The 21,155-nt window shown below is 61.3% G+C and carries 25 protein-coding genes; 8 read left to right on the top strand and 17 right to left on the bottom strand.

From position 1 onward, the window contains the following. Positions 1 to 41 precede the first annotated feature (41 nt). Positions 42 to 398, top strand: a complete 357-nt coding sequence (locus tag AB1E33_RS11010) for a hypothetical protein (RefSeq protein WP_372577325.1) — start codon at positions 42 to 44, stop codon at positions 396 to 398. Here the strand turns inward: AB1E33_RS11010 and AB1E33_RS11005 are convergent. From AB1E33_RS11005 to AB1E33_RS10990, 4 genes are all read right to left on the bottom strand, one after another. After that, positions 392 to 1,030 carry an SDR family NAD(P)-dependent oxidoreductase gene (locus tag AB1E33_RS11005; RefSeq protein WP_372577324.1) on the bottom strand — a complete coding sequence of 213 codons (639 nt, stop codon included), beginning with the start codon at positions 1,028 to 1,030 and terminating at the stop codon, positions 392 to 394. The genes AB1E33_RS11010 and AB1E33_RS11005 overlap by 7 nt on opposite strands. A gap of 1 nt (position 1,031) precedes the next feature. Beyond that, complete coding sequence (locus AB1E33_RS11000) at positions 1,032 to 1,490, bottom strand: DUF1178 family protein (protein WP_372577323.1); 459 nt, start codon at positions 1,488 to 1,490, stop codon at positions 1,032 to 1,034. Between the two features lie 112 nt (positions 1,491 to 1,602). Beyond that, positions 1,603 to 2,367, bottom strand: a complete 765-nt coding sequence (locus tag AB1E33_RS10995) for an EcsC family protein (RefSeq protein ID WP_372577322.1) — start codon at positions 2,365 to 2,367, stop codon at positions 1,603 to 1,605. A gap of 53 nt (positions 2,368 to 2,420) precedes the next feature. Further along, positions 2,421 to 2,909 (bottom strand): GNAT family N-acetyltransferase, encoded by a 489-nt coding sequence (locus AB1E33_RS10990; RefSeq protein ID WP_372577321.1) that lies wholly within the window; start codon positions 2,907 to 2,909, stop codon positions 2,421 to 2,423. An 82-nt stretch (positions 2,910 to 2,991) separates the two neighbouring features. On the opposite strand from AB1E33_RS10990, the gene AB1E33_RS10985 reads away from it, so the two are divergent. Further along, entirely contained in the window at positions 2,992 to 3,597 is a 606-nt protein-coding gene (locus AB1E33_RS10985) for a flavin reductase family protein (RefSeq protein WP_372577320.1), read from the top strand. After that, the gene (locus AB1E33_RS10980; RefSeq protein WP_372577319.1) at positions 3,597 to 4,241 is read left to right on the top strand and encodes a CatB-related O-acetyltransferase; all 645 of its coding nucleotides are present in this window, start codon (positions 3,597 to 3,599) and stop codon (positions 4,239 to 4,241) included. Before AB1E33_RS10985 ends, AB1E33_RS10980 begins: the two co-directional genes overlap by 1 nt. A 152-nt stretch (positions 4,242 to 4,393) precedes the next feature. Here AB1E33_RS10980 and AB1E33_RS10975 read toward each other — a convergent pair whose 3' ends face one another. Next, positions 4,394 to 6,028 (bottom strand): SulP family inorganic anion transporter, encoded by a 1,635-nt coding sequence (locus AB1E33_RS10975; RefSeq protein ID WP_372577318.1) that lies wholly within the window; start codon positions 6,026 to 6,028, stop codon positions 4,394 to 4,396. A 167-nt stretch (positions 6,029 to 6,195) separates the two neighbouring features. Between AB1E33_RS10975 and AB1E33_RS10970 the strand changes: the two genes are divergently transcribed. Next, on the top strand, positions 6,196 to 6,750 hold the full coding sequence (locus AB1E33_RS10970; RefSeq protein WP_372577317.1) for a hypothetical protein: 555 nt from the start codon (positions 6,196 to 6,198) through the stop codon (positions 6,748 to 6,750). Between the two features lie 80 nt (positions 6,751 to 6,830). Next, the gene (locus AB1E33_RS10965) at positions 6,831 to 7,721 is read left to right on the top strand and encodes an S-methyl-5'-thioadenosine phosphorylase (RefSeq protein WP_372577316.1); all 891 of its coding nucleotides are present in this window, start codon (positions 6,831 to 6,833) and stop codon (positions 7,719 to 7,721) included. Here the strand turns inward: AB1E33_RS10965 and AB1E33_RS10960 are convergent. Next, positions 7,702 to 8,349: a hypothetical protein gene (locus AB1E33_RS10960; protein ID WP_372577315.1), complete on the bottom strand. Its 648-nt coding sequence runs from the start codon at positions 8,347 to 8,349 to the stop codon at positions 7,702 to 7,704. The two genes, AB1E33_RS10965 and AB1E33_RS10960, sit on opposite strands and share 20 nt — an antisense overlap. A 333-nt stretch (positions 8,350 to 8,682) precedes the next feature. Here AB1E33_RS10960 and AB1E33_RS10955 point away from each other — a divergent pair, with 333 nt between their 5' ends. Further along, positions 8,683 to 9,729 carry a DUF418 domain-containing protein gene (locus AB1E33_RS10955; protein ID WP_372577314.1) on the top strand — a complete coding sequence of 349 codons (1,047 nt, stop codon included), beginning with the start codon at positions 8,683 to 8,685 and terminating at the stop codon, positions 9,727 to 9,729. 26 nt (positions 9,730 to 9,755) lie between these two features. Here the strand turns inward: AB1E33_RS10955 and AB1E33_RS10950 are convergent, their stop codons facing one another. After that, positions 9,756 to 10,628: an alpha/beta hydrolase gene (locus AB1E33_RS10950; RefSeq protein WP_372577313.1), complete on the bottom strand. Its 873-nt coding sequence runs from the start codon at positions 10,626 to 10,628 to the stop codon at positions 9,756 to 9,758. Between the two features lie 176 nt (positions 10,629 to 10,804). Between AB1E33_RS10950 and AB1E33_RS10945 the strand changes: the two genes are divergently transcribed. Then, complete coding sequence (locus AB1E33_RS10945) at positions 10,805 to 11,434, top strand: LysE family translocator (RefSeq protein ID WP_372577312.1); 630 nt, start codon at positions 10,805 to 10,807, stop codon at positions 11,432 to 11,434. Positions 11,435 to 11,514: 80 nt separating this feature from the next. Beyond that, the gene (locus tag AB1E33_RS10940; RefSeq protein ID WP_372577311.1) at positions 11,515 to 12,054 is read left to right on the top strand and encodes an adenine phosphoribosyltransferase; all 540 of its coding nucleotides are present in this window, start codon (positions 11,515 to 11,517) and stop codon (positions 12,052 to 12,054) included. Positions 12,055 to 12,195: 141 nt separating this feature from the next. On the opposite strand, the gene AB1E33_RS10935 is transcribed toward AB1E33_RS10940, so the two are convergent. The 10 genes from AB1E33_RS10935 to cyoE form a co-directional block, all read right to left on the bottom strand. Continuing rightward, complete coding sequence (locus AB1E33_RS10935; protein WP_372577310.1) at positions 12,196 to 13,608, bottom strand: FAD-binding oxidoreductase; 1,413 nt, start codon at positions 13,606 to 13,608, stop codon at positions 12,196 to 12,198. 38 nt (positions 13,609 to 13,646) lie between these two features. Further along, on the bottom strand, positions 13,647 to 14,465 hold the full coding sequence (locus tag AB1E33_RS10930; RefSeq protein ID WP_372577309.1) for an MBL fold metallo-hydrolase: 819 nt from the start codon (positions 14,463 to 14,465) through the stop codon (positions 13,647 to 13,649). A 38-nt stretch (positions 14,466 to 14,503) separates the two neighbouring features. Continuing rightward, complete coding sequence (locus AB1E33_RS10925; RefSeq protein ID WP_372577761.1) at positions 14,504 to 15,088, bottom strand: GNAT family N-acetyltransferase; 585 nt, start codon at positions 15,086 to 15,088, stop codon at positions 14,504 to 14,506. Then, complete coding sequence (locus AB1E33_RS10920; protein WP_372577308.1) at positions 15,088 to 16,350, bottom strand: M16 family metallopeptidase; 1,263 nt, start codon at positions 16,348 to 16,350, stop codon at positions 15,088 to 15,090. The genes AB1E33_RS10925 and AB1E33_RS10920 overlap by 1 nt, the downstream gene beginning before the upstream one ends. Next, on the bottom strand, positions 16,347 to 17,735 hold the full coding sequence (gene thrC / locus AB1E33_RS10915) for a threonine synthase (protein ID WP_372577307.1): 1,389 nt from the start codon (positions 17,733 to 17,735) through the stop codon (positions 16,347 to 16,349). Before thrC ends, AB1E33_RS10920 begins: the two co-directional genes overlap by 4 nt. Next, complete coding sequence (locus tag AB1E33_RS10910; RefSeq protein ID WP_372577306.1) at positions 17,732 to 18,409, bottom strand: SURF1 family protein; 678 nt, start codon at positions 18,407 to 18,409, stop codon at positions 17,732 to 17,734. The genes thrC and AB1E33_RS10910 overlap by 4 nt, the downstream gene beginning before the upstream one ends. 200 nt (positions 18,410 to 18,609) lie before the next feature. Continuing rightward, positions 18,610 to 19,425, bottom strand: a complete 816-nt coding sequence (locus AB1E33_RS10905; RefSeq protein WP_372577305.1) for a cytochrome c oxidase subunit 3 — start codon at positions 19,423 to 19,425, stop codon at positions 18,610 to 18,612. A gap of 22 nt (positions 19,426 to 19,447) precedes the next feature. Then, positions 19,448 to 20,023, bottom strand: a complete 576-nt coding sequence (locus tag AB1E33_RS10900) for a cytochrome c oxidase assembly protein (protein ID WP_372577304.1) — start codon at positions 20,021 to 20,023, stop codon at positions 19,448 to 19,450. Then, positions 20,023 to 20,184, bottom strand: coding sequence for a cytochrome c oxidase system small membrane protein (locus tag AB1E33_RS10895; RefSeq protein ID WP_372577303.1), 162 nt, complete (start codon positions 20,182 to 20,184; stop codon positions 20,023 to 20,025). Before AB1E33_RS10895 ends, AB1E33_RS10900 begins: the two co-directional genes overlap by 1 nt. After that, entirely contained in the window at positions 20,181 to 21,137 is a 957-nt protein-coding gene (cyoE, locus tag AB1E33_RS10890) for a heme o synthase (protein WP_372577302.1), read from the bottom strand. Before cyoE ends, AB1E33_RS10895 begins: the two co-directional genes overlap by 4 nt. Positions 21,138 to 21,155 lie beyond the last annotated feature (18 nt).

Here is a 21,155-nt window from a genome sequence, read left to right as displayed (position 1 = left end):
ACTGCCACCGTCCCGGCGACCAAAACCCCAAAGGAATTCCCATGCGCGTCTTATTTCTGGCCCTGACCCTAGCCGCCACTCAGGCCACAGGTCAAAACGCGACCGTATCCGGAACCGACGGCCAGAGCGCGCTTGGGACCGTTCCCTGCGCGGCGATCGCGGATCAGCCCATCGCACAATGTCCCGCTGAGCTGCGCCGCAAAGACGATGGCAAAGCCACGCTGGCCGTGCAACTGCCCACCGGAGAGGTGCGCAGAATATATTTCGAAAACGGTGAACCGACCTCGTCCAGTTCTACTTCGCCCGTAAACCATGAACTCAACGGTGATATCATGATAATCTTCATCGAGCCGAACGAAGTGTTCGAGCTCCCGGCAAGCGCCGTTAAAATTCAGTAGTCGATAGGACCGCCGTCCCAGCTTTCGAAGCAGCCCGTCGTCGCTAGAGAAAGCGCGTCGAACCGGTCCACAAGGCCTGATGTGGCCTCGTCCACATGCAGATCCGCGCCGGTACCGCCCATATCCGTGCGCACCCACCCGGGATGGTAAATGCCCACCGCAACGCCCTGCGGCTCAAGATCCGTCGCCAGGTTGCGTCCCAGATTGAGTACCGCCGCCTTCGAGGCACGATAGACATAGCTGCCGCCCGGCGCACGCGTGTGAGATGCCATGATCGAGGACAGAACCGCGATCCGGCCACCTGCCGCCCGGAGATTCGGCAACAGCGTCTGAACCGTCAGGAACACACCAGTGACATTCGCTGCAAATGTCTGCGCCCAGAGATCGCTGTGGTACTCGTCGAACCCATACCCCTTGTCCAGATAAACCCCGGCATTGCAGACCAGCAGATCGATCTCGCGCCCGGCCAGCGCCTCAGCCATCTTTGCATGCGTATCGGGCTTGGTGACATCCAGCGAGATGGCCTCGCTGCCATCGCGCGCTGTGCCCGTGACTTCGTGCCCAGCCGCGCGGTAGCGATCCGCCAGCGCACGGCCAATCCCGCGATTGGCGCCGGTGATCAGAACATGCATGTCAGTTCGACTTGCGGTTCGGAACGAACGGCAGGGGTGCGACCGGCACGCCATCCTCGACCAGCGCACGGGCCTCGTCCAGCTTGGCTTCGCCATAGATCGCCCGCGCGGGCGCGTCGCCCAGATGCATCTTGCGCGCCTCGCTGGCAAATTCGCGACCGACATAGTCGGACGTGTCCTCGACCCGTTTGCGCAGCTCGGCAAGGGCCTTTTCGGCCGCATTGCGCGGCACGTTCAGCGGCACAGCCTCGCTCTGCGGCTTGGGCGGGGAATTCGGGACATCGACCGCATTCCGTGCGGGACGGACACGCGGCGTCATGACTGCCTTTTCAACGTGTTGGTCACCGCAGATCGCGCAAGCCACCATGCCCGCCGCCCGCAGCTTGTCATAGGCGGCTGCGGACTGAAACCAGCTATCAAAGCCGTGGCCATGACTGCATTTCAACGCGTATTGAATCATTTGACTTCCAAAACACAAGTCTCCGGGCGACTCATACAAGCTCAGGGCCTAACATCAAAATAAACTTTAGGATTAGCAACTCAAGATTGACGTTTGGCTATATGAGAAATCTTTAAGGTTGCGGCGGCGGTAGATTCAGCCGTTCGGCCAGCAGCGCGACCAGTTCCTGTTGCGGCATGTCGGCATGGATGGCCAGTCTGCGCAATCCAAAATGAACATGCGCCACCTGCTGGTAATAGCGGGTGTAGACATAGTTCGTCCCCGCCCCAGCCACAGCCCCCAGCAACGGGACGGTCTGCGCCGCCAGCTTCTGCCCCAGAACCGTAGCGAGCCGTGGGGCGACCATCGCGATCAGCTTCTGCATCGCGGTGCCGGTCAGCGTCAGTCGGACCGAGAGAAACCCCAGATCGGCCCCGTCATCGACTTCAAGCGGCCCGGCGGCAGAAAAGACCCGCACGCAGTCAAAACGCACATTCTCGGCAGCGGGATCAAAGCCCTCGGCCGCCGCAACACCCTGAATGGCGCGCAGTAGCATGGTGGTGGTCAGCGGCAGTTCCACCAGCGCCGACGGCATCCCGCCCAAACCTCCTGCCGCACCCATGGCGGTGGTCACAGCGGTATTCACCCAAGGTTTCTGGTCTGGCACCGCCTTGCGTGAGCCCTGTGCGGCCTGCATCGCCACCCTGAGCGCCTGTTCCGTACCCTCATAAAGCCCGGCGCGCACCGGTTCGGGCAAACGGTCCAGCAACCCTTCGGCCTTGCCGCCCAACAGGTTGAGCATCTGCACTCCGGCTCCTCCGGCGGATTGGTACCGCGCGGCGATCCGGTCCAATTCGGCATCCAGATCAACCGGCGCCGGGGTAATGACGTCATGCATGCGAAACCCTCCTGACCCTAAAGATCGGGGCCGAAAAGTCGAAATTCAATGCTTTATCGGCACCAGCGAGAAACCAAGCCCGATATTCCCCGCCAGGCTTGCGGCACCAGATCATGGCCCAGAACACGTTCTGGGTTCGTCGGTGGCGGCATCTCTATTGTCTCAAGACGGGCAAAACCGAAGCGGCCATAATAGGGCGCGTCGCCCACCAGCATCACCCTCTGCCAGCCCTTGTCGCGCCCAGCCTCCAACCCCTCCTGAATCAGAAAACCGCCCAGGCCTTCACCCTGATGGGTCGGGTGCACGGCGATCGGCCCCAGAAGCAACGCATCCGCCGTCCCGACATGCACCGGCCAGAAGCGGATCGCGCCTGCAAGCGTGCCATCGCCATCGCGCGCCACATGGGATAACCCGCGCACTGGTTCCACCCCATCGCGCAGCCTGTAAGACGACAGCGCCTCGCGGCCCGGCGCGAAGCAGAGGTCGAGCAAAGCTTCGACCTCCCACCAGTCATCGGGTTGTTCCGGCCTGACTTCGATCACCTGCCCGCACACCTTCCATTCAACGGTGGCAATCGCCCTACCACTTCGCTACCCCTTGGGCAAATGCCTGGAGACGCACGCAATGTTCTACCGCCCCGAGGACGGCCACGGGCTACCGCACAACCCGTTCAACGCTATCATCACACCTCGCCCCATCGGCTGGATCTCCAGCCGTGACGCTAAGGGTGTGAACAACCTGGCGCCTTATTCCTTCTTCAACGGTGTCGCGTATCAGCCGCCACAGGTGATGTTCGCCTCGACCGGCAACAAGGAAGATCAGGAACAGGGCAAGGACAGCCTGTCCAACATCCGCAAGACCGGAGTATTCTGTGTCAATATCGTCGAATACGCAGCCCGGGACGCCATGAATGCCAGTTCTGAAACGCTACCCCATCATGTGGACGAGTTCGACCATGCCGGTTTGACCGCGCAAAATTGCGAGACAATCGACTGTGCCCGCATTGCCGGCGCCCCGGCTGCGCTGGAATGCCGACTGACCCAGATCACGACCCTGCCGGGCGCATCGAACCACGTGGTCTTTGGCGAAGTGACCGGCATTCACCTGCGCGACGACTGCCTGCGCGACGGCGTGTTTGACGTCACCACATATCAACCGCTCGCCCGGCTAGGCTATCGCGACTATTCGGTGGTCACCGAGCTTTTTAGCCTTACGAGGCCCGATGACTAATGCCCTTTCCCGACCCAACCCGCCGCTATCCGATCACCCTGCCCGACGGCAGCGACCACAAGGGCTCGGTCTTTCTCAACCGCGTGATCGACCATCCCCGGTTTCAGGCGGGTGATTTCACCTATGCGTCCGATTTCGACCCGCCCGAGGACTGGTGCGCGCGGCTGGCGCCCTACCTGTTCGATTTCTCCAAAGAGACCCTCCGGATCGGCAAGTTCTGCCAGATCGCCCACGGGGTGCGCTTCATCACAGCCTCGGCCAATCACGCCATGGATGGTCTGACCACTTTCCCCTTCCCCGCATTCGATCTGGAAAACCGCGCCGTATCCCAGCCCGACATGCGCGACACGGTGATCGGCCACGACGTCTGGATCGGTTATGGCGCCCTGATCCTGCCCGGCGCGCAGATCAGCAGCGGTACCATCATCGGCGCAGGCAGCGTCGTGCGCGGAGATATCCCGCCCTACTCGGTTGTGACCGGCAATCCGGCGAAAGTCGTCAGACCACGGTTTGAGCCTTCCCAGATTGCGGAGCTGATGGACCTGGAATGGTGGCACTGGCCTGCCCGGCAGATCGCAACTGCCGAACCCGCTCTACTCACTGGCGACATCAACCGGCTCAAGGCGAGGACGCCAGAACGCTGAAGCAACTCCCCTTGTTCGTCTGGTTTCAAGTTCCCTGGGGGCCGCCCCTGAAGTGCCATTGGTTCAGGCGCCAATGGCGGCGGCAGGCCTCGCAACCGCACGTCAGCGCAATTAATGCGCGCGCCGCAAGGCGCGCTCCGCTGGATTGCGGCTCAGTGACCGCCTAGCATGCCCGTGCGCACCGAGTAATCCACAACCAGCCCGTATTCGGGATCGTCGTCGCTGTCGATCATCAACTGACCCGCCTTGGTCAGCAACTGATGGCAGTCGCGGCTCAGATGGCGCAGCATCAGCGTCTTGCCCGCCGCCGCATATTTAGCGGCCACTGCCTCGATCGCCTGCAGGGCGGATTGATCCACCACACGGCTCTCAGCGAAGTCGACGATCACGGTGTCCGGATCATCGGTAATGTCGAACAGTTCAGCAAACCCGTCAGCAGATCCAAAAAACAACGGGCCCTGAATTTCGTAAACCTTCGCGCCCTTTTCGGTCACCGACTCGCGGGTCACCGCATGGATGCGCGTGGCGTTGTTCCATGCATAAGCCAGCGCCGAGACAATGACACCGACGACAACGGCGACCGCAAGGTCTTCCATCACCGTCACCACGGTCACCAGCACAATGACAAAAGCGTCCATCAGCGGCACTTTGCTCATGATCTTGAACGAGTTCCAGGCGAAGGTCCCGATCACCACCATGAACATCACGCCGACCAGAGCCGCCAGGGGGATCTGCTCGATCAACGGCGCGGCGAACAGGATGAAGATCAGCAGGAACATGGCTGCCGCGATCCCGGCCACGCGGGTGCGGCCACCGGATTTCACGTTGATCATCGACTGACCGATCATCGCGCAGCCGCCCATGCCACCGAAGAAGCCCGTCACTGTATTGGACACGCCCTGCGCGATGCATTCCTGCGACGCGCCACCGCGCTTGCCGGTCATGTCGCCTACAAGGTTCAGCGTCAGCAGCGATTCAATCAGGCCAATCGCCGCCAGAATGACCGCATACGGCAGGATGATCTCGAAGGTTTCCCAGGTCAGCGGCACCATCGGGATGTGGAACGGCGGCAGGCTGCCCTGGATCGAAGCCAGATCGCCGACGCGTGGCACGTCCAGACCCATCGCGATCACCAGAATGGCAACAATGCCGATCCCGGCCAGCGGCGCGGGCACGATGCGGGTGATGCGCGGCATCACCCAAATGATTGCCATGGTCAGCGCCACCAGCCCCAGCATCAGGTAAAGCGGCATACCCGACAGCCATTCGCCACCGCTCATGCCATGCCCGGTATTCTCCATCGAGCCCGGCACCTTGAATTGTCCCAACTGCGCCAGAAAGATCACGATCGCCAGACCATTCACAAAGCCAAGCATCACCGGATGCGGCACCAGACGGATGAACTTGCCCCACTGCATGACGCCCGCGATGATCTGAAGGATGCCCATCAATACCACTGTTGCAAACAGATATTCGACCCCGTGCTGCGCTACCAACGCCACCATCACAACCGCCAGAGCCCCGGTCGCGCCCGAGATCATGCCCGGACGCCCACCGATCAATGCGGTGATCAACCCCACCAGAAACGCCGCATACAGCCCGACCAGAGGATGCACCCCGGCCACAAAGGCAAAAGCCACCGCCTCTGGCACCAACGCCAAAGCGACGGTCAGACCCGAGAGCAGTTCGATCCGCAGACGCGAGGGCGTCAGTTTCTCATCCGGCATCCATCTGAGGTCGGGATAGGCGAATCGGCTTTCGAAAGCTGCCTTGAGGGCGCTCAACATGGCTATGTCCTGATATCGGGTCTGTTCGCGGCGATGGGGCGTCATACAGGCTCGGAGACCACTGAGCCACCGCACTGCACGGGATGCTGCCATGCAATTTGGTCATAGCTGAGTGCTCTCACCAACGTGACTTGTACTCGCCACCCGGCCTTATCATCGTGGCGGCCATGAAATGGATCACGCTCTTTACCTTCTTGTTCGCCCTGCATGCCGCGGCACAGGACAGGCAGGGTAACGACACCGCAAGCGATTGGCGCGTAACGCATTATCAGAGCTTCGACATCTGGAATTCGATCTGTGACGAGCGGATTGAGGAAACCGCATTGGTCCAGCGATGCTATCTGCGATGGGTCGATGTGTACTCTCCTCATCCCAAATTCGGCGCACAATTTGTCTTTGTCACACCTGAACTCGGAGGCTACCAAATCGAACTTGGGATCGAACCCGGTACGCTCTTTTTTCCCGAGGGGTTTCGGATCGAGGATGCGGGCGAGGTGACATGGCGCACGCGCTGGCCGGGTTGCCTGACCGGATTGAGCTGCACGTTTTCCGGCAGCGACGCTGATGAATTGCTGGCCGCCATGACAGGCGGGGGAACCTTTCGGTTCAGCTTCCGGGATCGCCACGGCGTCGCACGGGACCTGAGTTGGCCGCTTGTCGGGTTCCCGGCGGCGCTGGCTGATTTCGAGCAACAGACGCAATCCCGTGGATTACGGCAATAGGCACGCTACTCACGCTTGTGAAACCGCCCAAAACCTTCCAATTATGCGCAGCAGGCAGTCAGTCAGGATTGGAGACCATCGTGAACAGCAAGACCAAGATCGCCGTGATCGGCGGATCGGGCATTTATGACATTGACGGGCTGGAATCCCCCGAATGGGTGAGCGTCGAGACCCCGTGGGGCACACCCTCGGACCAGATACTCACCGGATCGCTTGAGGGGGTCAACATGGCCTTCCTCCCCCGTCACGGGCGCGGTCATGTGCATTCGCCCACTGATGTGCCCTATCGCGCCAATATCGACGCGCTGAAACGGTTGGGGGTGACGGATGTGATCTCGGTCTCGGCCTGCGGGTCGTTCCGTGAGAAGATGGCGCCGGGTGATTTCGTAATCGTGGATCAGTTCATCGACCGGACATTTGCCCGCGAGAAAAGCTTCTTTGGCAGCGGCTGCGTCGCCCATGTCAGCGTCGCCCACCCAACGTGCCCGCGTTTGAGCGACGCCTGCGAGAGTGCCGGGCGCGCGGCGGGCATCACCCTGCATCGCGGTGGCACCTACCTGGCCATGGAAGGCCCGCAATTCTCGTCGCTGGCGGAATCAAAGATGTATCGCGAGCACTGGGGCTGCGACGTGATCGGCATGACCAACATGCCCGAGGCCAAACTCGCCCGCGAGGCCGAGCTGTGTTACGCCTCGATCGCCATGGTCACCGATTATGACAGCTGGCATCCCGATCACGGCGAAGTGGACGTGGCCGCGATCATTGCAACCCTGACAGGCAATGCCGAGAAAGGCCGCGCCTTAGTCAAGGGCCTGCCCGCCCTGCTGGGCGCCGCGCGCGCGCCCTGCCCGCATGGTTGCGACCGGGCGCTGGACTACGCGATCCTAACCGCGCCCGAAAAGCGCGACGCGGCGCTTATGGCCAAGCTCGACGCGGTGGCGGGCCGCGTTCTTAACCCAACTGTATGCTGACAAACGCATCTTTGAGACGCGTCACGAAACCGGGTTCAAGCAGATCTTTCAGATTCAGCCGTTCACCCGCAACATCATCTAGGACAGCAAACGAAACTGAGACAGGCTTAAAACGAACCATAAGGGGTTTTTGACGATCAGTATTGGCCTGATACACTGTTTCGACGATAAATACCCCGTATTGAGGATCATCAACTTTCTCACTCACGTTACTAAGGCATTCCATCGGAAATTTGGCTCCAGAACGCTCATATCGAATTTTGTTGGTCAGCCATTCAACCCGGACATTCTTTGCGGCAAGCCACGGCTGAAAACGGTCCCCCAAGGTCTCTTTCAGTGCCTCATTGAAGCTCGCCCCCGCGGAATTTAGACCAACAAGCAAGATTTCTTCTAAAGGGGCAAGTTCAACCCCTATTTGCTGGCATAACTCTGTCTGCTCCCATGTGCGGCTTTGCTCATGGAATGCATAAGCTTTTCCGGGAGCCGGCGAATGAAGCTCATTGGCATCGACCGTTTTCATATCCAGGAAAAGGTCGGCATCGTGTGTAGAGAGAAATTGCTGCCTGGTAATAATAAAACCGGTGCAAGCGATTACCGCCACAGCAAGAAAAACATAACGTTTCCACATAAGACCAACCTCAAATCAATTTGGGCAGCAAAGGTTGCCGCCACACCCATAAGATCCAGGAGGGCAGGTTTGGGCTGAAGATGCTGCAGGTAAAATTGTGAACATGAGCAGCAAAGAGATCAAAAAATACCTCATAACAATAACCTCGAATCACGAATAATAATTCAAATTATATCACATTTTTGTGCCCATTTCGATTTTCAGATGCATGTGTTCCAAAGGCCACTACCAATAAAATCAAAACACGAAAAAACAAACCCTTAGCGAGCAAAACTTCGCCGGATACCACTTTACATTTCTTGAAATGCCCTTCACCCACTGAACATGAAGCCCATGGACGACGCCCGTTTGACACGAAACAAATCACGCCTTCAGGGTCTCGACGCCGCGCGGTATCTGGCCTTTTGCGGCATGGTTCTGGTCAATTTCCGGATCGCGGCCGAGGTCACGTCGGACAACGACTGGGCGTCACTCCTGATCGGATCGCTCGAAGGGCGCGCGGCGGCGCTGTTTGTGGTGCTGGCCGGGATCGGTGTATCGCTGTCGCGGATCGGCGCGGGTCTGTTGCTGCGCCGTGCTGCCTTCCTGTTTGCGGCGGGACTGGTCAACATGACCATCTTCGAGGCCGATATCCTACATTTCTACGCGCTTTACTTCGTCGTCGGCGCAATGTTTCTGAACGCCCCACCCCGGACGCTCTGGGCCGGGGCGCTGGGGTTTGTTGCCGCCGCTTTTGTCGCGGTCCTGCTCTTCAACTACGATGCTGACTGGGATTGGCAGGATCTGACCTATTCCGAACTATGGACACTGCCCGGCTTTCTGCGCAATGCGTTTTTCAATGGCTGGCACCCGGTTCTGCCCTGGGCCGCGTTTCTGCTGATCGGCATGGGCGTTGGACGGATGGACCTGCGCCAGGTCTGCATCCAGCACCGCCTGATCCTATGGGGCCTCGCTGCCGCGCTTGTCGCGCTGGTCCCGCAATATCTGACCCAAGAGCCTGAGCTTGCGGCTTATCTGGGCACCGAATCCATCCCGCCCGGCCCGCTCTACATCCTTGCCGGAACCGGCACCGCTTGCGTCACTGTCGGCCTCACGCTTAAGCTCTGGCCCCTGGTCGAGCGCCTGCGGCTCGGACGCGTCCTCACTGCGCCTGGGCGACAGGCCCTGACACTCTATGTTGCGCATATCCTGATCGGCATGGGCACACTCGACGCGCTTGGCCTGCTTGACGGCTCGCTCACCGCGCCACAGATCGTCGCGATCGCGCTGGGGTTCTGTGCCCTGTGTTCGGGTTACGCCGTTATGTGGCAGAAGATCTTCCCACGCGGCCCATTGGAAGGCCTGATGCGCCGGATCACTGAACCACGTCGCGCTGGCTGAAAATCCGTGTGTCTCGCGGGCAGGCATCACTGATCCCTCCCGTTGACCTGGCGCTGGACCTCATCCCAGAGCCCATGCGACCACAGATTGCCATGATCCGCGCCCTCAACGACCATCAGGGACCGGGGATCATTGGCGAAACCGAACAGGGCCTCGCCATGGGCCACAGGGATCACGTCATCTGCCGTTCCATGGGCGATGAAGACCGGCGCATCGACCTCTCCGATCCGGTCGCGCGACGCGAACGGGTCCTTCATCAGAAGCGACACCGGCAGCCAGGGATATTGCTCTGCAGCCATGTCCACCGTCGCTGTATAAGGCGCCTCGAGCACCAGAAGGTCGACGCCCGCGCGCTGCGCCGCGACAGCTGTCGCGACACCGGTGCCAAGACTTTGCCCATGAACGATCACCGGTGCGTCACCGCCGGACAAACGGTCGAAATGTTCCAACCCGTCGGCGATGAACGCAACCTCCGAGGGCGCGCCGCCGCTGCCCGGATAGCCCCGGTAGCCCGGCGCATAGAGGCCATAGCCGCTGTCCAGAATATGGCGGAACCGGTCTGCGCGGTCACTCAGATTGCCGGAATTGCCGTGAAAAAACAGCACGGTCGGAGCGTCCTCCGTGGTCGGGGGCGCGGTCCAGACCATCACCTCGGTCCCGTCAACCATGCGGATCGTGTCCACCGACATCTCGGGCACACCCACCGCCGCCGGGGTCGCGACCTCGCCTCCCGGTTTGAACACGAAAGAGCGTTGAAGCAGGTACATGTAAGCCATTGCTGACAGATACGCTGTGGCTGCCGCCACCAGGACACCGATCAGGATGCGCCGCGCGGGGGACCGCCCGACCGCATTGCGCGCCGGGGTGGTATCGGTCTCAATATTCAACGTGTCGGACATCCGCTCCTCCCGCATTTCACCTGCCTTCCATGTGTTTGCCCGCAGCATAGCATTCAAGCCGCAAATGCTATCAGTGGAATGAAGTCTTCTTCATCTTGGCACCTGCTCCTCCCCAACTGGACTTGCAAAGCGCAAGCACTTTGCACAGGCTGTGCCAAACCATAAGGACCCCGCGAATGTCACCAGAGCTTTGGCTTGCCTTCGTCGCCGCCTCTACCGCCCTTTTGCTGATCCCTGGCCCGACCGTTCTGCTGGTGCTCAGCTATGCGCTCTCCAAGGGCCGCAGCGTCGCGGTTGCCTCAGCCTCTGGGGTGGCACTTGGCGATCTGATCGCGATGAGCGCCTCGCTGGCCGGGTTGGGCGCGCTGGTAATGGCCTCGGCCACGCTGTTTTCGGTTCTCAAATGGGTCGGCGCGGCGTATCTGCTGTGGCTGGGATACAAGCTGCTGCGCAGCGCCCCGTCCGAGGGGCTCTCGACGGTCAGGGCCAAAGGTGATGTTACCGCGCGAGGCGTTTTCTGGCATGCCGCCGCCGTGACTTCATTGAATCCCAAATCCATCGCCTTCTTCATCGCCTTCGTGCCGCAATTCCTGCGCCCGGATCAGGCACTGTTGCCGCAATTCGCCATTCTTATCGCAACCTTCGTCGGCCTCGCCGCGCTCAACGCGCTGGCTTATGCGCTGCTGGCCGACCACCTGCGCCGCTGGGTCGGGCGGCCTTCGGTGGTGACCGGCCTGACCCGCGCGGGCGGCGTGACGCTGATGGGAATGGGCGTCGCCACGGCGCTGCTGCGACGACCTGCCTGACTCGGCCAAGGCCTCTTTCCCTTGCACCGACACCCTGACTGCGCCAAACCCTCAGGCGTCGCAACCACTCAGAGCACCCCATGCCCAAACACGCCACCGTCAAGGATTACATCCGCACCATCGTCGATTTCCCGCATGAAGGGATCATGTTTCGCGACGTGACCACGCTCTTTGCCGACCCGCGCGGGTTCCGCATGGCCATCGACCAGATGCTGCACCCTTATGCGGGCGAGCGCATCGACAAGGTCGTGGGGCTCGAGGCGCGCGGTTTCATCCTGGGCGGTGCCATCGCACATCAGCTCAGCGTCGGCTTTGTGCCGGTCCGCAAGAAGGGCAAGCTGCCCGGCACCACGATCAGTCAGGATTACAAGCTGGAATATGGCGAGGCCATCGTCGAGATCCACGATGACGCGATCCAAGCGGGCGAAAAGATTCTGGTGGTCGACGACCTGCTGGCCACCGGCGGCACCGCGGCAGCTGGCATCAAGCTTATCGAACGCCTGGGCGGCGAGATCATCTCCTGCGCCTTCATTATCGACCTGCCTGATCTGGGCGGGCGCGCGGTACTCGAAAGCATGGGTATGGATGTCCACGCCCTCTGCGCCTTCGACGGCGAATAGCGTACAGAATCCGCCCCCTCATCTGGCCAGGAATATCTCGGGGGGGTGAGCAAGCTTCCCGAAAACGGTCCGGTGAACCGTTTTGCAAGCAAACGGGCGGAGCCCCGGAACGGGCGGCGGGGGAGTGCCCCCAATCCGCGCTTAGCGCAACACCACCCCTGGGTTCATGATCCCCAATGGGTCCAGAGCGGCCTTGATCGCCCGCATGGCGCTCAGCTTGGCGGGGTCGGCATAGCGTTCCAGATCTTCAACCTTGAGCCGCCCGATCCCATGCTCGGCACTAATCGAGCCGTCCATCTCATCGACCAGATCATGCACAACGCGTTTCACCACCGGTGCCAGATCGGCAAATTCCGCGCGCTGCCGGCCCTTTGGCGGAAAGACATTGTAGTGCAGGTTGCCGTCGCCCAGATGACCGAATGCGTTGATGCGTAACGGGCCAAGGTCTGCCACCACCTCGCGCCCTCGCGCGATGAACTCCGGGATCACCGAAATCGGGATCGAGATATCGTGGCTCGACACTGACCCGATCAGCCGGTTTGCCTCCGGTATCTGTTCGCGCACCATCCACAGTTCATGCCGCTGCGTCTCGGATTGGGCAATCAGCCCGTCGCTGGCAACGCCGCGTGTCAGCGCGCGGGCGAAAAGCGCCTCCAATTGCTCTTGCGGGTTCAGGCCCGGTGACAGACCAAACTCGATCAGCACCGACCATTCAGGCGGGTCGTCAAAAGGCTGGCGTACATCCGGCAGAACCTCGGTCAGAAACCGCAGCCCCTCGCCGTGGATCAGCTCAAAGGCGCTGATCCCTTCCGCCACCTGTTCGCGCGCCAGCGACAGCAACTCCAGCGCAGCCGCCGGGGAAGGCACGACCATCACTGCCGTCCCCACAGCCGCCGGAATCGGGGCCAGCTTCAGCGAGGCGGCGGTGATGATCCCCAACGTCCCCTCGGCCCCGATCAGCAGATCGCGCAGGTCATAGCCGGTATTGTCCTTGCGCAACCGGCTCAGCCCGTTCCAGACCTCGCCATTGGGCAGTACCGCCTCGAGTCCCAGGCACAGATCGCGCGCATTGCCGTAGCGCAGCACATTCAGTCCACCCGCATTGGTCGACAGGTTGCCGCCGATCCGGGCCGAGCCCTCGGCCGCCAGCGACAGAGGAAAGAGCCGCCCAGCCTCTGACGCCGCCGTCTGCACATCGGCCAGGATCGCGCCCGCCTCAGCCACCATGACGTTTTCGGGTGGGTAGATGCCGCGCACACTGTTCATCCGTTCCAGCGAGATCAAGAGCGGCGCGGCGCCGTCCGGCTTCACCTGCCCGCTCACCAGACCGGTGCCGCCGCCATAAGGCACGATACCGACTCGCGCGTCTCTGGCAGCCCGCACCAGCAGCGCGACCTGTTCGGTGTCATGCGGCAACGCCAACAGACCCGCCTGCCCCTGCCATCGCCCGCGCGGCTCTTCCAGATAGCGAGGTGCTACCGGGCGCAGCACGTCCTCGGGAAGGAGCTCGGCGAGCCGTGCGGCAAAGCGCGCATCTGCGGGGTTCAGATCCATGCGCCACCCTCACCCGAACCGCGCCGCAGCCGCAACCGCTATTCCTGTTCGATCAAATATTGCGGCTCCAGTACGACCACCGTGGGCTGGTCCGGCAGGTTGGCCAGCGAGACCTCGATCGAGCTTTCGCCCGGCTGCTGGACCGGAAACACATCGGATATCCCGACCAGAAAGGCGCCAAGCGAATACCGCGAAAACCAGTGCATCGGAATGATCACCGAGCTTTTGAGCCGCCGCAACGTGCGGATCATCTCGGGCAGCGGCATGGTGGTGCCGCCGTCCACCGCCGCCATCACCACATCCAGCCGCCCAAGTGCGGCAAACTGTTCGTCACTTGGCACGTGATGCAGATGGCCCAGATGCCCGATGCACAGCCCCTCGACCTCGAACACGAAGATCGAATTGCCCTTGTCCTCTCGCCCGCCAAATTGCGAGCGGATATCGGTCGAGACATTGCGGATCAGCACTTCGCCCAGATCCAGATGATGCTCGATCCCTTCGCCAAACGGTCCCCATCCTTCCAGAACATGCGGGATCGCCGGATCGGGAAAGGCGGTCCAATGGGTGTCATGAGCATGATTCATCGTGACGATATCGGGAATCAACGGGGCAGAGCCAACAAAGCCGGTGAAATCGGTCACCGCGTTCAGCCCGCCGCGCGTCTGGATCAGAAAGCTGGCATGGGCGATATAGCTGATCCGCACCGAATACTCCGGCACCGGTTCCTGCCAGTTTGCTTTGTGCAGATAGTTGATTCCAGGCGCGGCATCGGCGATGGCGATGCAATGGCTCGGCCGCCGCTCCTGCGCCGCCGCACTGCTCGCCATCAACACCAATGCCAGAATGATCCACCGCATGAGGGAAGTTTAGCGCAACCCTCCCGCAAGTCACGTCCCTATCCGGTCAGCGTCTTGCCGCGCCGGTCCGATCTGAGACATGCATAAAGCACATGGGTCCGCCAGCGCCCGTCGATCTGCAAATAGGACTGTGCCACGCCCTCATATTTGAATCCCGACCGTTCCAGCAACCCGCGAGAGGCTGCGTTTTCCGGCAGGCAGGCGGCCTCGATCCGACTCAGGTCAAGCCGCGCAAAGGCATAATGCACGATCGCACCGATCGCCTCGCGCATATAGCCCTGCCGCGCATGGGTCTCACCGGTCCAGTATCCCAGCGTACCGGCCTGGGCCGGACCACGGCGGATATTGTCCAGCGTGATCGCCCCGATCAATCGGTCATCCGAGCGCCGGAATAGAAACAGCGGCATCGCCGCCCCCGACGCAACCGAACGCTGCGCCCAATAAACCCGATTGGTGAAGGCCTTGCGGCTCAGGTGATCGGGGGCCCAGCTGGGTTCCCACGGGATCAGGAAATCACGACTGGACTGGCGCAGCGCCGCCCATTCGCGGAAATCGGAATGGATCGGCGGGCGCAAGCTCAGGCGCTCGGTCTCAAGTTTCGGCCTGCGTTTGCCCAGCAGCATCACGCCGCCCGCCGCTCCTGTATCTCGGCCAGGCTGGGAGCGTCGGCAACAGGGCCGTACAGCGCCAGCGCCGCAGGCGCATCGACTGCCATCCGCGCGGCAAACGCCTTTACATCCGCCGTGGTCACTGCGTCGATCTTGGCGATGGCCTCGTCCAGCGAGGGCACCTCGTCCCAGATCTGCACCAGACGCGCCAGACGCTCGGCCCGGTTCGACGGACTTTCCAAGCCCATCAGCATCCCGGCCTTCATCTGCGCCCGCGCCCGCGCGACCTCTGCCTGACTCATGTCGTCGGCGGCGCGTTTCATTTCATCAATGGTGATCGCCGCCAGTTCAGCGACCTGCCCGGCCGAGGTGCCGGCGTAGATCGTGGTGGTGCCGGTATCTGCGTAGGCGCCAGCCTGAGCGAAGATCGTGTAACAGAGGCCGCGCACCTCGCGGACCTCCTGAAACAGCCGCGAGGACATGCCGCCACCCAGCGCGCTGGAATAGATCTGCGCGGTATAGATCTCGTCATCGCGATAGCCCGGCCCTTCGAGTGCCAGCGCGAAATGAGCCTGTTCCAACTCCTTGTCGCGCCGCGCCTCGCCGCCAATGAAGCGGGCAGGTTCGGCGATCAGACCCTTGCGGGGCTGCAGATGCCCGAACATCTGCTCTGCCGCCTTGACCAACGCATCATGATCGACCGCTCCGGCGGCGGAGAGGATCATCTCCTCGGGTCCGTAATGCTCGGCCACAAAAGCCGACAGATCTTCGCGGGAGAAGGAACTGACCCGTTCGGTGGGGCCAAGAATGGTGCGGCCCAAGGGTTGGTCGCGATAGCTTTCTTCCTGCAGCCAGTCAAAGATCACGTCATCAGGCGTGTCATGCGCCTGGCCGATCTCTTGCAGAATGACGCCACGCTCGACCTCGATCTCGCGCGGATCAAAGATCGGGTTCATCACGATGTCACCGATCACATCCATCGCCAGCGCCACATCCTCTTTCAGGACGCGGGCGTAATAGGCGGTCACCTCGCGCGAGGTATAGGCGTTGATGTAGCCGCCCACATCCTCGATCGCCTCGGCGATCTGCAAGGCGCTGCGGCGCGCGGTGCCCTTGAACGCCATATGTTCAAGGAAATGCGCGATGCCGTTCTGTTCGATCCGCTCATGCCGCCCACCGGCGGTCACCCAAATGCCAATGGCCGCCGATTGCAGCCCCGGCATGTGTTCACTGACAATGCGAAATCCGTTGGCCAGTTGATCCTGTTGTACCGTCACGCAGGTATATGCCCTTTGATATGCTTCTCGATGGCGCCCAGATCATTGGCGATGCGGGTCACCCGTTCCGACCTCTCATACAGGTCCGACATGCGCGGGGGAAGAGGCGGAAACACGCCGCTGGCCTTCTCGACCGCTGCCGGGAATTTCGCGGGGTGCGCGGTGGCCAGCGTGATCATCGGCACGTCGCTTTTACGTTGTTCTTCTGCAACCTTAGCGCCGATGGCGGAATGCGGGCAAAGCAGCTCACCGCTCGACGCCAATGTCGATTTTATTGCCGCCATCGTCTCTTCTTCCGATACCCGGCCCGAATCGAAGCTCTCGTGCAGCGCTTGCAGCGCGCCCTGGCTGACATCGAAGCCACCCGCTTTCAGCTCTTCCATCAGCGCAGCGATGGCGCGGCTGTCCTGATCGTAGGCATAATAGAGCACGCGTTCGAAGTTCGAACTGACCTGGATGTCCATCGACGGGCTGATTGAGGGGATGGTATTCCCCTTGTGATACCCCTGCCCCGACAGGCAGCGGTGCAGGATGTCGTTCTGGTTGGTCGCCACCACCAGCCGGTCGATCGGCAGGCCCATGCGTTTGGCAAGATAGCCCGCGAAGATATCGCCGAAATTGCCCGTCGGCACGGTGAAGCTGACCTTGCGATGCGGCGCGCCCAGGCTGACGGCGGAGGAGAAGTAATAGACGATCTGCGCCAGAACCCGGGCGAAGTTGATCGAGTTCACCCCGGCCAACTTGACGCTATCTCGAAACTCGAAATCGTTGAACATATCCTTGAGCGCGGCCTGACAATCATCGAAATCACCATCCACGGCCAGCGCATGCACGTTGCTATCGGCGGGCGTCGTCATCTGACGGCGCTGTACCTCGCTGACCCGGCCATGCGGGTAGAGGATGAACACATCCACAGCATCCAGTCCCCGGAACGCCTCGATCGCGGCAGAACCGGTGTCGCCGCTGGTCGCACCGACGATGGTCACCCGCTCGCCGCGCTTTTTCAGAGCCACCTGGAACAGCTGGCCGATCAGCTGCATGGCGAAGTCCTTGAAGGCCAGGGTCGGGCCGTGGAACAACTCCAGCAGGAAATGGTTTTCGTTGAGTTGCTTAAGCGGTGCGCGCGCGTCATGACCGAAACCCGCATAAGCGCGGTCGATGATGTCGCGGAACTCCTGCTCGGAGAAAGACCCGTTCACATAGGGCCACATCACGCGAAAGGCGATTTCCTCATATGGTTGCCCGGCCAACGCGGCGATCTCGTCGTGGCTCATCTGTGGGATCTCGGCGGGCAGATAGAGGCCGCCATCGCGCGCAAGCCCCGTCAGCATCGCCTCTTCAAAGGTCAGTTCGGGCGCCTGCCCGCGGGTCGAGATATATTTCATGAGGTCTCGCTTTCAGGTCCGGCGCGGGTGCGCCACAGGAAATAACCCGTCATCCCGGCCCAGACAGCGGCCAGGCCAAACCAGGTGACGGCGTATTGCAGATGATCGTTCGGGATACCGGCGCTGTCCACTGGCAAGGGCGTGATGTTCGGGTCGGTAGGGCTGCGCGCAATCAGCAGGATCGGCTCAGTGCCAAGCACCTCGGCCAGCGCGGGAACGTCGCGGGCGAACCAGATGTTTTCTTTCAGGTCCGGCTCGGGCGTGTAACTATCAATCTCCTGCGGCCAGTGCAGGTTGCCGGTGACCTGCATCGAACCAAGCGCGCGCGCTGTGGTGTGGTCTTCGATGCGCACAAAGCCCCGGTCCACCAGAATCCGGCGGCTCTCGGTCTGAAACGGCGCGATGATGCGATAGCCCGGACCAACTTGTTTAACCGAGACTAGTACCGGCACCTCGCCGGGCAGCATCTCTCCGGCAATCACGACGGGCAGATAGCGGTCCGTTTCCGCGTCGGGCCGGATCGGCAAAGCGCCGGGTGCGTCGCTAATGCGCGCATCAATATCTGCCAGCAGCGCCTGTTTCCAACTCAGTCGCTGCATTTGCCAGGTACCAAGCGCGACAAGAACACCGAGCCCGGCCAGTCCAAATAACAGCAGAAAGAGAATGCGGCGCATCATTCGGTCCGGGGTTCATGGGCAGAGCAGCCCGCGTGCAGGGCCTTGTTTCCTGTGCCGCGCGCCGATTTGCAACCACTTTGCGACCGCAGAGCTGCGTTTCGGGCACAAAAAAGCCGCTTGGAAGCGGCTTTCTAGCGGAATGCAAACCGCTTGGACAAGGCGATTGCAAACGCCTCGCCCGTTATTCATCTGCCGCGTCAGTAAAGCGGCGCCTGTCCCCAGATGTAAACCGCGACGAACAGGAACAGCCAGACCACGTCAACGAAGTGCCAGTACCAGGCGGCCGCCTCGAAGCCCACATGCCTCTCGGGGGTGAAATCTCCGCGCAGGGCACGGATCAGACAGACCGTCAGGAAGATCGTACCGATGACCACGTGGAACCCGTGGAACCCGGTCGCCATAAAGAAGTTCGAATAGAACTGGTCGCCCCCGAAGGTCCAGTCTTCGTGCAGCAGCAGCTCGGCATATTCAAAGGCCTGCAGCGCGGTAAAGGCGATGCCCAGCACAATGCCGATGGCCAGACCCTGCACCAGCGCCTTGCGGTCGCCCTCGTGCACCAGCGCGTGGTGCGCCCAGGTCACGGCACAGCCCGACAGCAGCAGAACCAGCGTGTTGATCAGCGGCAGGTGGAACGGGTCCACCGCGTGGATCGCAGGGGCGACGTATTCAGAGCCGACATAGTCCTGCATCGGATAGATACGGTGTTTAAAGAAGGACCAGAACCAGGCGAAGAAGAACATCACCTCAGACATGATGAACAGGATAAAGCCATAGCGCAGGCCGATCCGCACAACGGCCGTGTGATCGCCGATATGGCTTTCAACCACAACCTGCGACCACCAGGCGAACATGGTGTAAAGGACGCCGACCAGACCCATCCAGAAGATCCATGCGGTGATCCCATGCATCCACAGCACGGCGCCAAACAGCATGACGAATCCGCTGAGCGCGCCGATCAGCGGCCAGATCGAGGGATTCAGAATGTGATAATCGTGGTTCTTAACATGTGCCATGAGCGTCCCTCACCTTGCGGCCTTAATTCGTAGTGGTTTGCGCCTGCGTATTGAGGGCGGCATATCCCTCGGGCAGGTCTATTTCGTAGAACGTATACGACAGCGTGATCGTATGTACATATTTGCCGTCGCGATCGTCGACGATCGCGGGGTCAACAAAGAACGTCACCGGCATCTGTACCCGCTCACCGGGTTGCAGAACCTGCTCTTCGAAGCAAAAACAGTCGATCTTGTCGAAGAACCCGCCCGCCGTGTAGGGCGTCACGTTGTAGGACGCCTGGCCTGCAATGGGGCGATCGGTCGGGTTGTAGGCCTCATAGAAGGCCAGCCCGGTTTCACCGATGTGCAATTCCATCTCGCGTTCGACCGGCGTGAACTCCCACGGCATGTCGCGTTCCTTTGAGGCGTCGAAACGTACCTTGATGGTCTGGTCAAGAACAGTTTCCGCGCCTGCAGTGGAAACGCCAGTGACGCCGCCGAAACCGGTGACTCGGCAGAACCAGTCGTAGAATGGCACCGAGGCCCAGGCCAGCCCACCCATCAGCACCACGACGCCGACGGTCTGCATTACGGTTTTCTGCGGCCCGCTCATCGCCATCAGTTTTGCACCTCGCCGCGCGGAGGCTCAAAATCACCGCGGGTCACTTTCACCACGGTCAAGCCAAAGACGATCACGATGAATGCCGCCAACGTCAGGGCAACGCCCAGATTGCGGCCATAGCGGCGCTTGTGCAGTTCATGCGGCTGACGCAGGCTCATGACCAGCCTCCCAGCCCGTAGGGCTTGAGCAGCGCTTCCACCAGAATCGCGCCGAAATGCAGGAAGAGGTAGAGCAGCGACAGTTTGAAGAACCCACGTTCGACCTTGAAATTGTCTGCCTCGGACATGTCCTCATCCCGGTGCCAGATGCGCCAGGCGCCGCGCAGGAAGAGCGCGTTCAGCACCAGCGCAACTGCCAGATAGAGCGGACCACCAATGCCCGAGAACGCCGTCCCCACCGCCAGCAGCGCCAGCAGGATAGTGTAAACGAGGATATGCACCCGTGTCGCCGGGCGGCCATGGGTCACGGTCAGCATCGGCACGCCGGCATCGTCGTAGTCGCTGCGCATGAACAGCGCCAACGCCCAGAAATGCGGTGGCGTCCACATGAAGGTCAACGCGAACATCAACCATGGTTCCACCGACATCGACCCGGTTGCGGCGATCCAACCGATCACCGGCGGGAAGGCCCCCGCCGCGCCACCGATCACGATGTTATGCGGCGTCGAACGCTTGAGCCACATGGTGTAGACCACAGCGTAGAAGAAGATGGTGAACGCCAGAAAAACGCCGGCAATAACATTGGTCGCCAGACCCAGCATGATCACGCTGAGCCCCGACAGCGCCAATCCCAGTGCCATGGCTTCGCCCGGCTCGATCTTGCCTGCAGGGATCGGACGCCCCTTGGTGCGTTTCATCACCCGGTCAATATCAGCGTCCCACCACATGTTGAGCGCACCCGAGGCACCGCCGCCGATGGCAATGAAGAGAATCGCGCAGAACCCGATCACCGGATGCACAGGCACCGGTGCCGCCAGCAATCCAACCAGCGCAGTAAACACCACAAGCGACATCACGCGGGGTTTCAGCAGGGCGAAGTAATCGCCGAAACTGGCTTCGTCCTCGCGGCCCGCGCTCTGGGCTGTGCTGGCATTGATGCTCGCGTCGCTCATCTTGGTCCTTTTGGGTCG

This window comes from Ruegeria hyattellae (assembly GCF_041537925.1).
Classification (GTDB): Bacteria; Pseudomonadota; Alphaproteobacteria; order Rhodobacterales; family Rhodobacteraceae; genus Ruegeria_C.
The sequence above is the reverse complement of the archived record's forward strand: the minus strand, read 5'-3'. Positions and strand labels throughout refer to the sequence as shown.

Excerpts from the sequence above, each read along its gene's own strand:
- AB1E33_RS10910 (WP_372577306.1), bottom strand. The coding sequence starts at position 18,409 with ATGCGCCGCATTCTCTTTCTGCTGTTATTTGGACTGGCCGGGCTCGGT.
- AB1E33_RS10970 (WP_372577317.1), top strand. The coding sequence starts at position 6,196 with ATGAAATGGATCACGCTCTTTACCTTCTTGTTCGCCCTGCATGCCGCG.
- AB1E33_RS11010 (WP_372577325.1), top strand. The coding sequence starts at position 42 with ATGCGCGTCTTATTTCTGGCCCTGACCCTAGCCGCCACTCAGGCCACA.
- AB1E33_RS10955 (WP_372577314.1), top strand. The coding sequence starts at position 8,683 with ATGGACGACGCCCGTTTGACACGAAACAAATCACGCCTTCAGGGTCTC.
- AB1E33_RS10975 (WP_372577318.1), bottom strand. The coding sequence starts at position 6,028 with ATGTTGAGCGCCCTCAAGGCAGCTTTCGAAAGCCGATTCGCCTATCCC.
- thrC (WP_372577307.1), bottom strand. The coding sequence starts at position 17,735 with ATGAAATATATCTCGACCCGCGGGCAGGCGCCCGAACTGACCTTTGAA.
- AB1E33_RS10960 (WP_372577315.1), bottom strand. The coding sequence starts at position 8,349 with ATGTGGAAACGTTATGTTTTTCTTGCTGTGGCGGTAATCGCTTGCACC.
- AB1E33_RS10930 (WP_372577309.1), bottom strand. The coding sequence starts at position 14,465 with ATGCGGTGGATCATTCTGGCATTGGTGTTGATGGCGAGCAGTGCGGCG.
- AB1E33_RS11000 (WP_372577323.1), bottom strand. The coding sequence starts at position 1,490 with ATGATTCAATACGCGTTGAAATGCAGTCATGGCCACGGCTTTGATAGC.
- AB1E33_RS10950 (WP_372577313.1), bottom strand. The coding sequence starts at position 10,628 with ATGTCCGACACGTTGAATATTGAGACCGATACCACCCCGGCGCGCAAT.
- AB1E33_RS10905 (WP_372577305.1), bottom strand. The coding sequence starts at position 19,425 with ATGGCACATGTTAAGAACCACGATTATCACATTCTGAATCCCTCGATC.
- AB1E33_RS10925 (WP_372577761.1), bottom strand. The coding sequence starts at position 15,088 with ATGCTGCTGGGCAAACGCAGGCCGAAACTTGAGACCGAGCGCCTGAGC.
- AB1E33_RS10940 (WP_372577311.1), top strand. The coding sequence starts at position 11,515 with ATGCCCAAACACGCCACCGTCAAGGATTACATCCGCACCATCGTCGAT.
- AB1E33_RS10980 (WP_372577319.1), top strand. The coding sequence starts at position 3,597 with ATGCCCTTTCCCGACCCAACCCGCCGCTATCCGATCACCCTGCCCGAC.
- AB1E33_RS10935 (WP_372577310.1), bottom strand. The coding sequence starts at position 13,608 with ATGGATCTGAACCCCGCAGATGCGCGCTTTGCCGCACGGCTCGCCGAG.
- AB1E33_RS10985 (WP_372577320.1), top strand. The coding sequence starts at position 2,992 with ATGTTCTACCGCCCCGAGGACGGCCACGGGCTACCGCACAACCCGTTC.
- cyoE (WP_372577302.1), bottom strand. The coding sequence starts at position 21,137 with ATGAGCGACGCGAGCATCAATGCCAGCACAGCCCAGAGCGCGGGCCGC.
- AB1E33_RS11005 (WP_372577324.1), bottom strand. The coding sequence starts at position 1,030 with ATGCATGTTCTGATCACCGGCGCCAATCGCGGGATTGGCCGTGCGCTG.
- AB1E33_RS10945 (WP_372577312.1), top strand. The coding sequence starts at position 10,805 with ATGTCACCAGAGCTTTGGCTTGCCTTCGTCGCCGCCTCTACCGCCCTT.
- AB1E33_RS10900 (WP_372577304.1), bottom strand. The coding sequence starts at position 20,023 with ATGGCGATGAGCGGGCCGCAGAAAACCGTAATGCAGACCGTCGGCGTC.
- AB1E33_RS10895 (WP_372577303.1), bottom strand. The coding sequence starts at position 20,184 with ATGAGCCTGCGTCAGCCGCATGAACTGCACAAGCGCCGCTATGGCCGC.
- AB1E33_RS10995 (WP_372577322.1), bottom strand. The coding sequence starts at position 2,367 with ATGCATGACGTCATTACCCCGGCGCCGGTTGATCTGGATGCCGAATTG.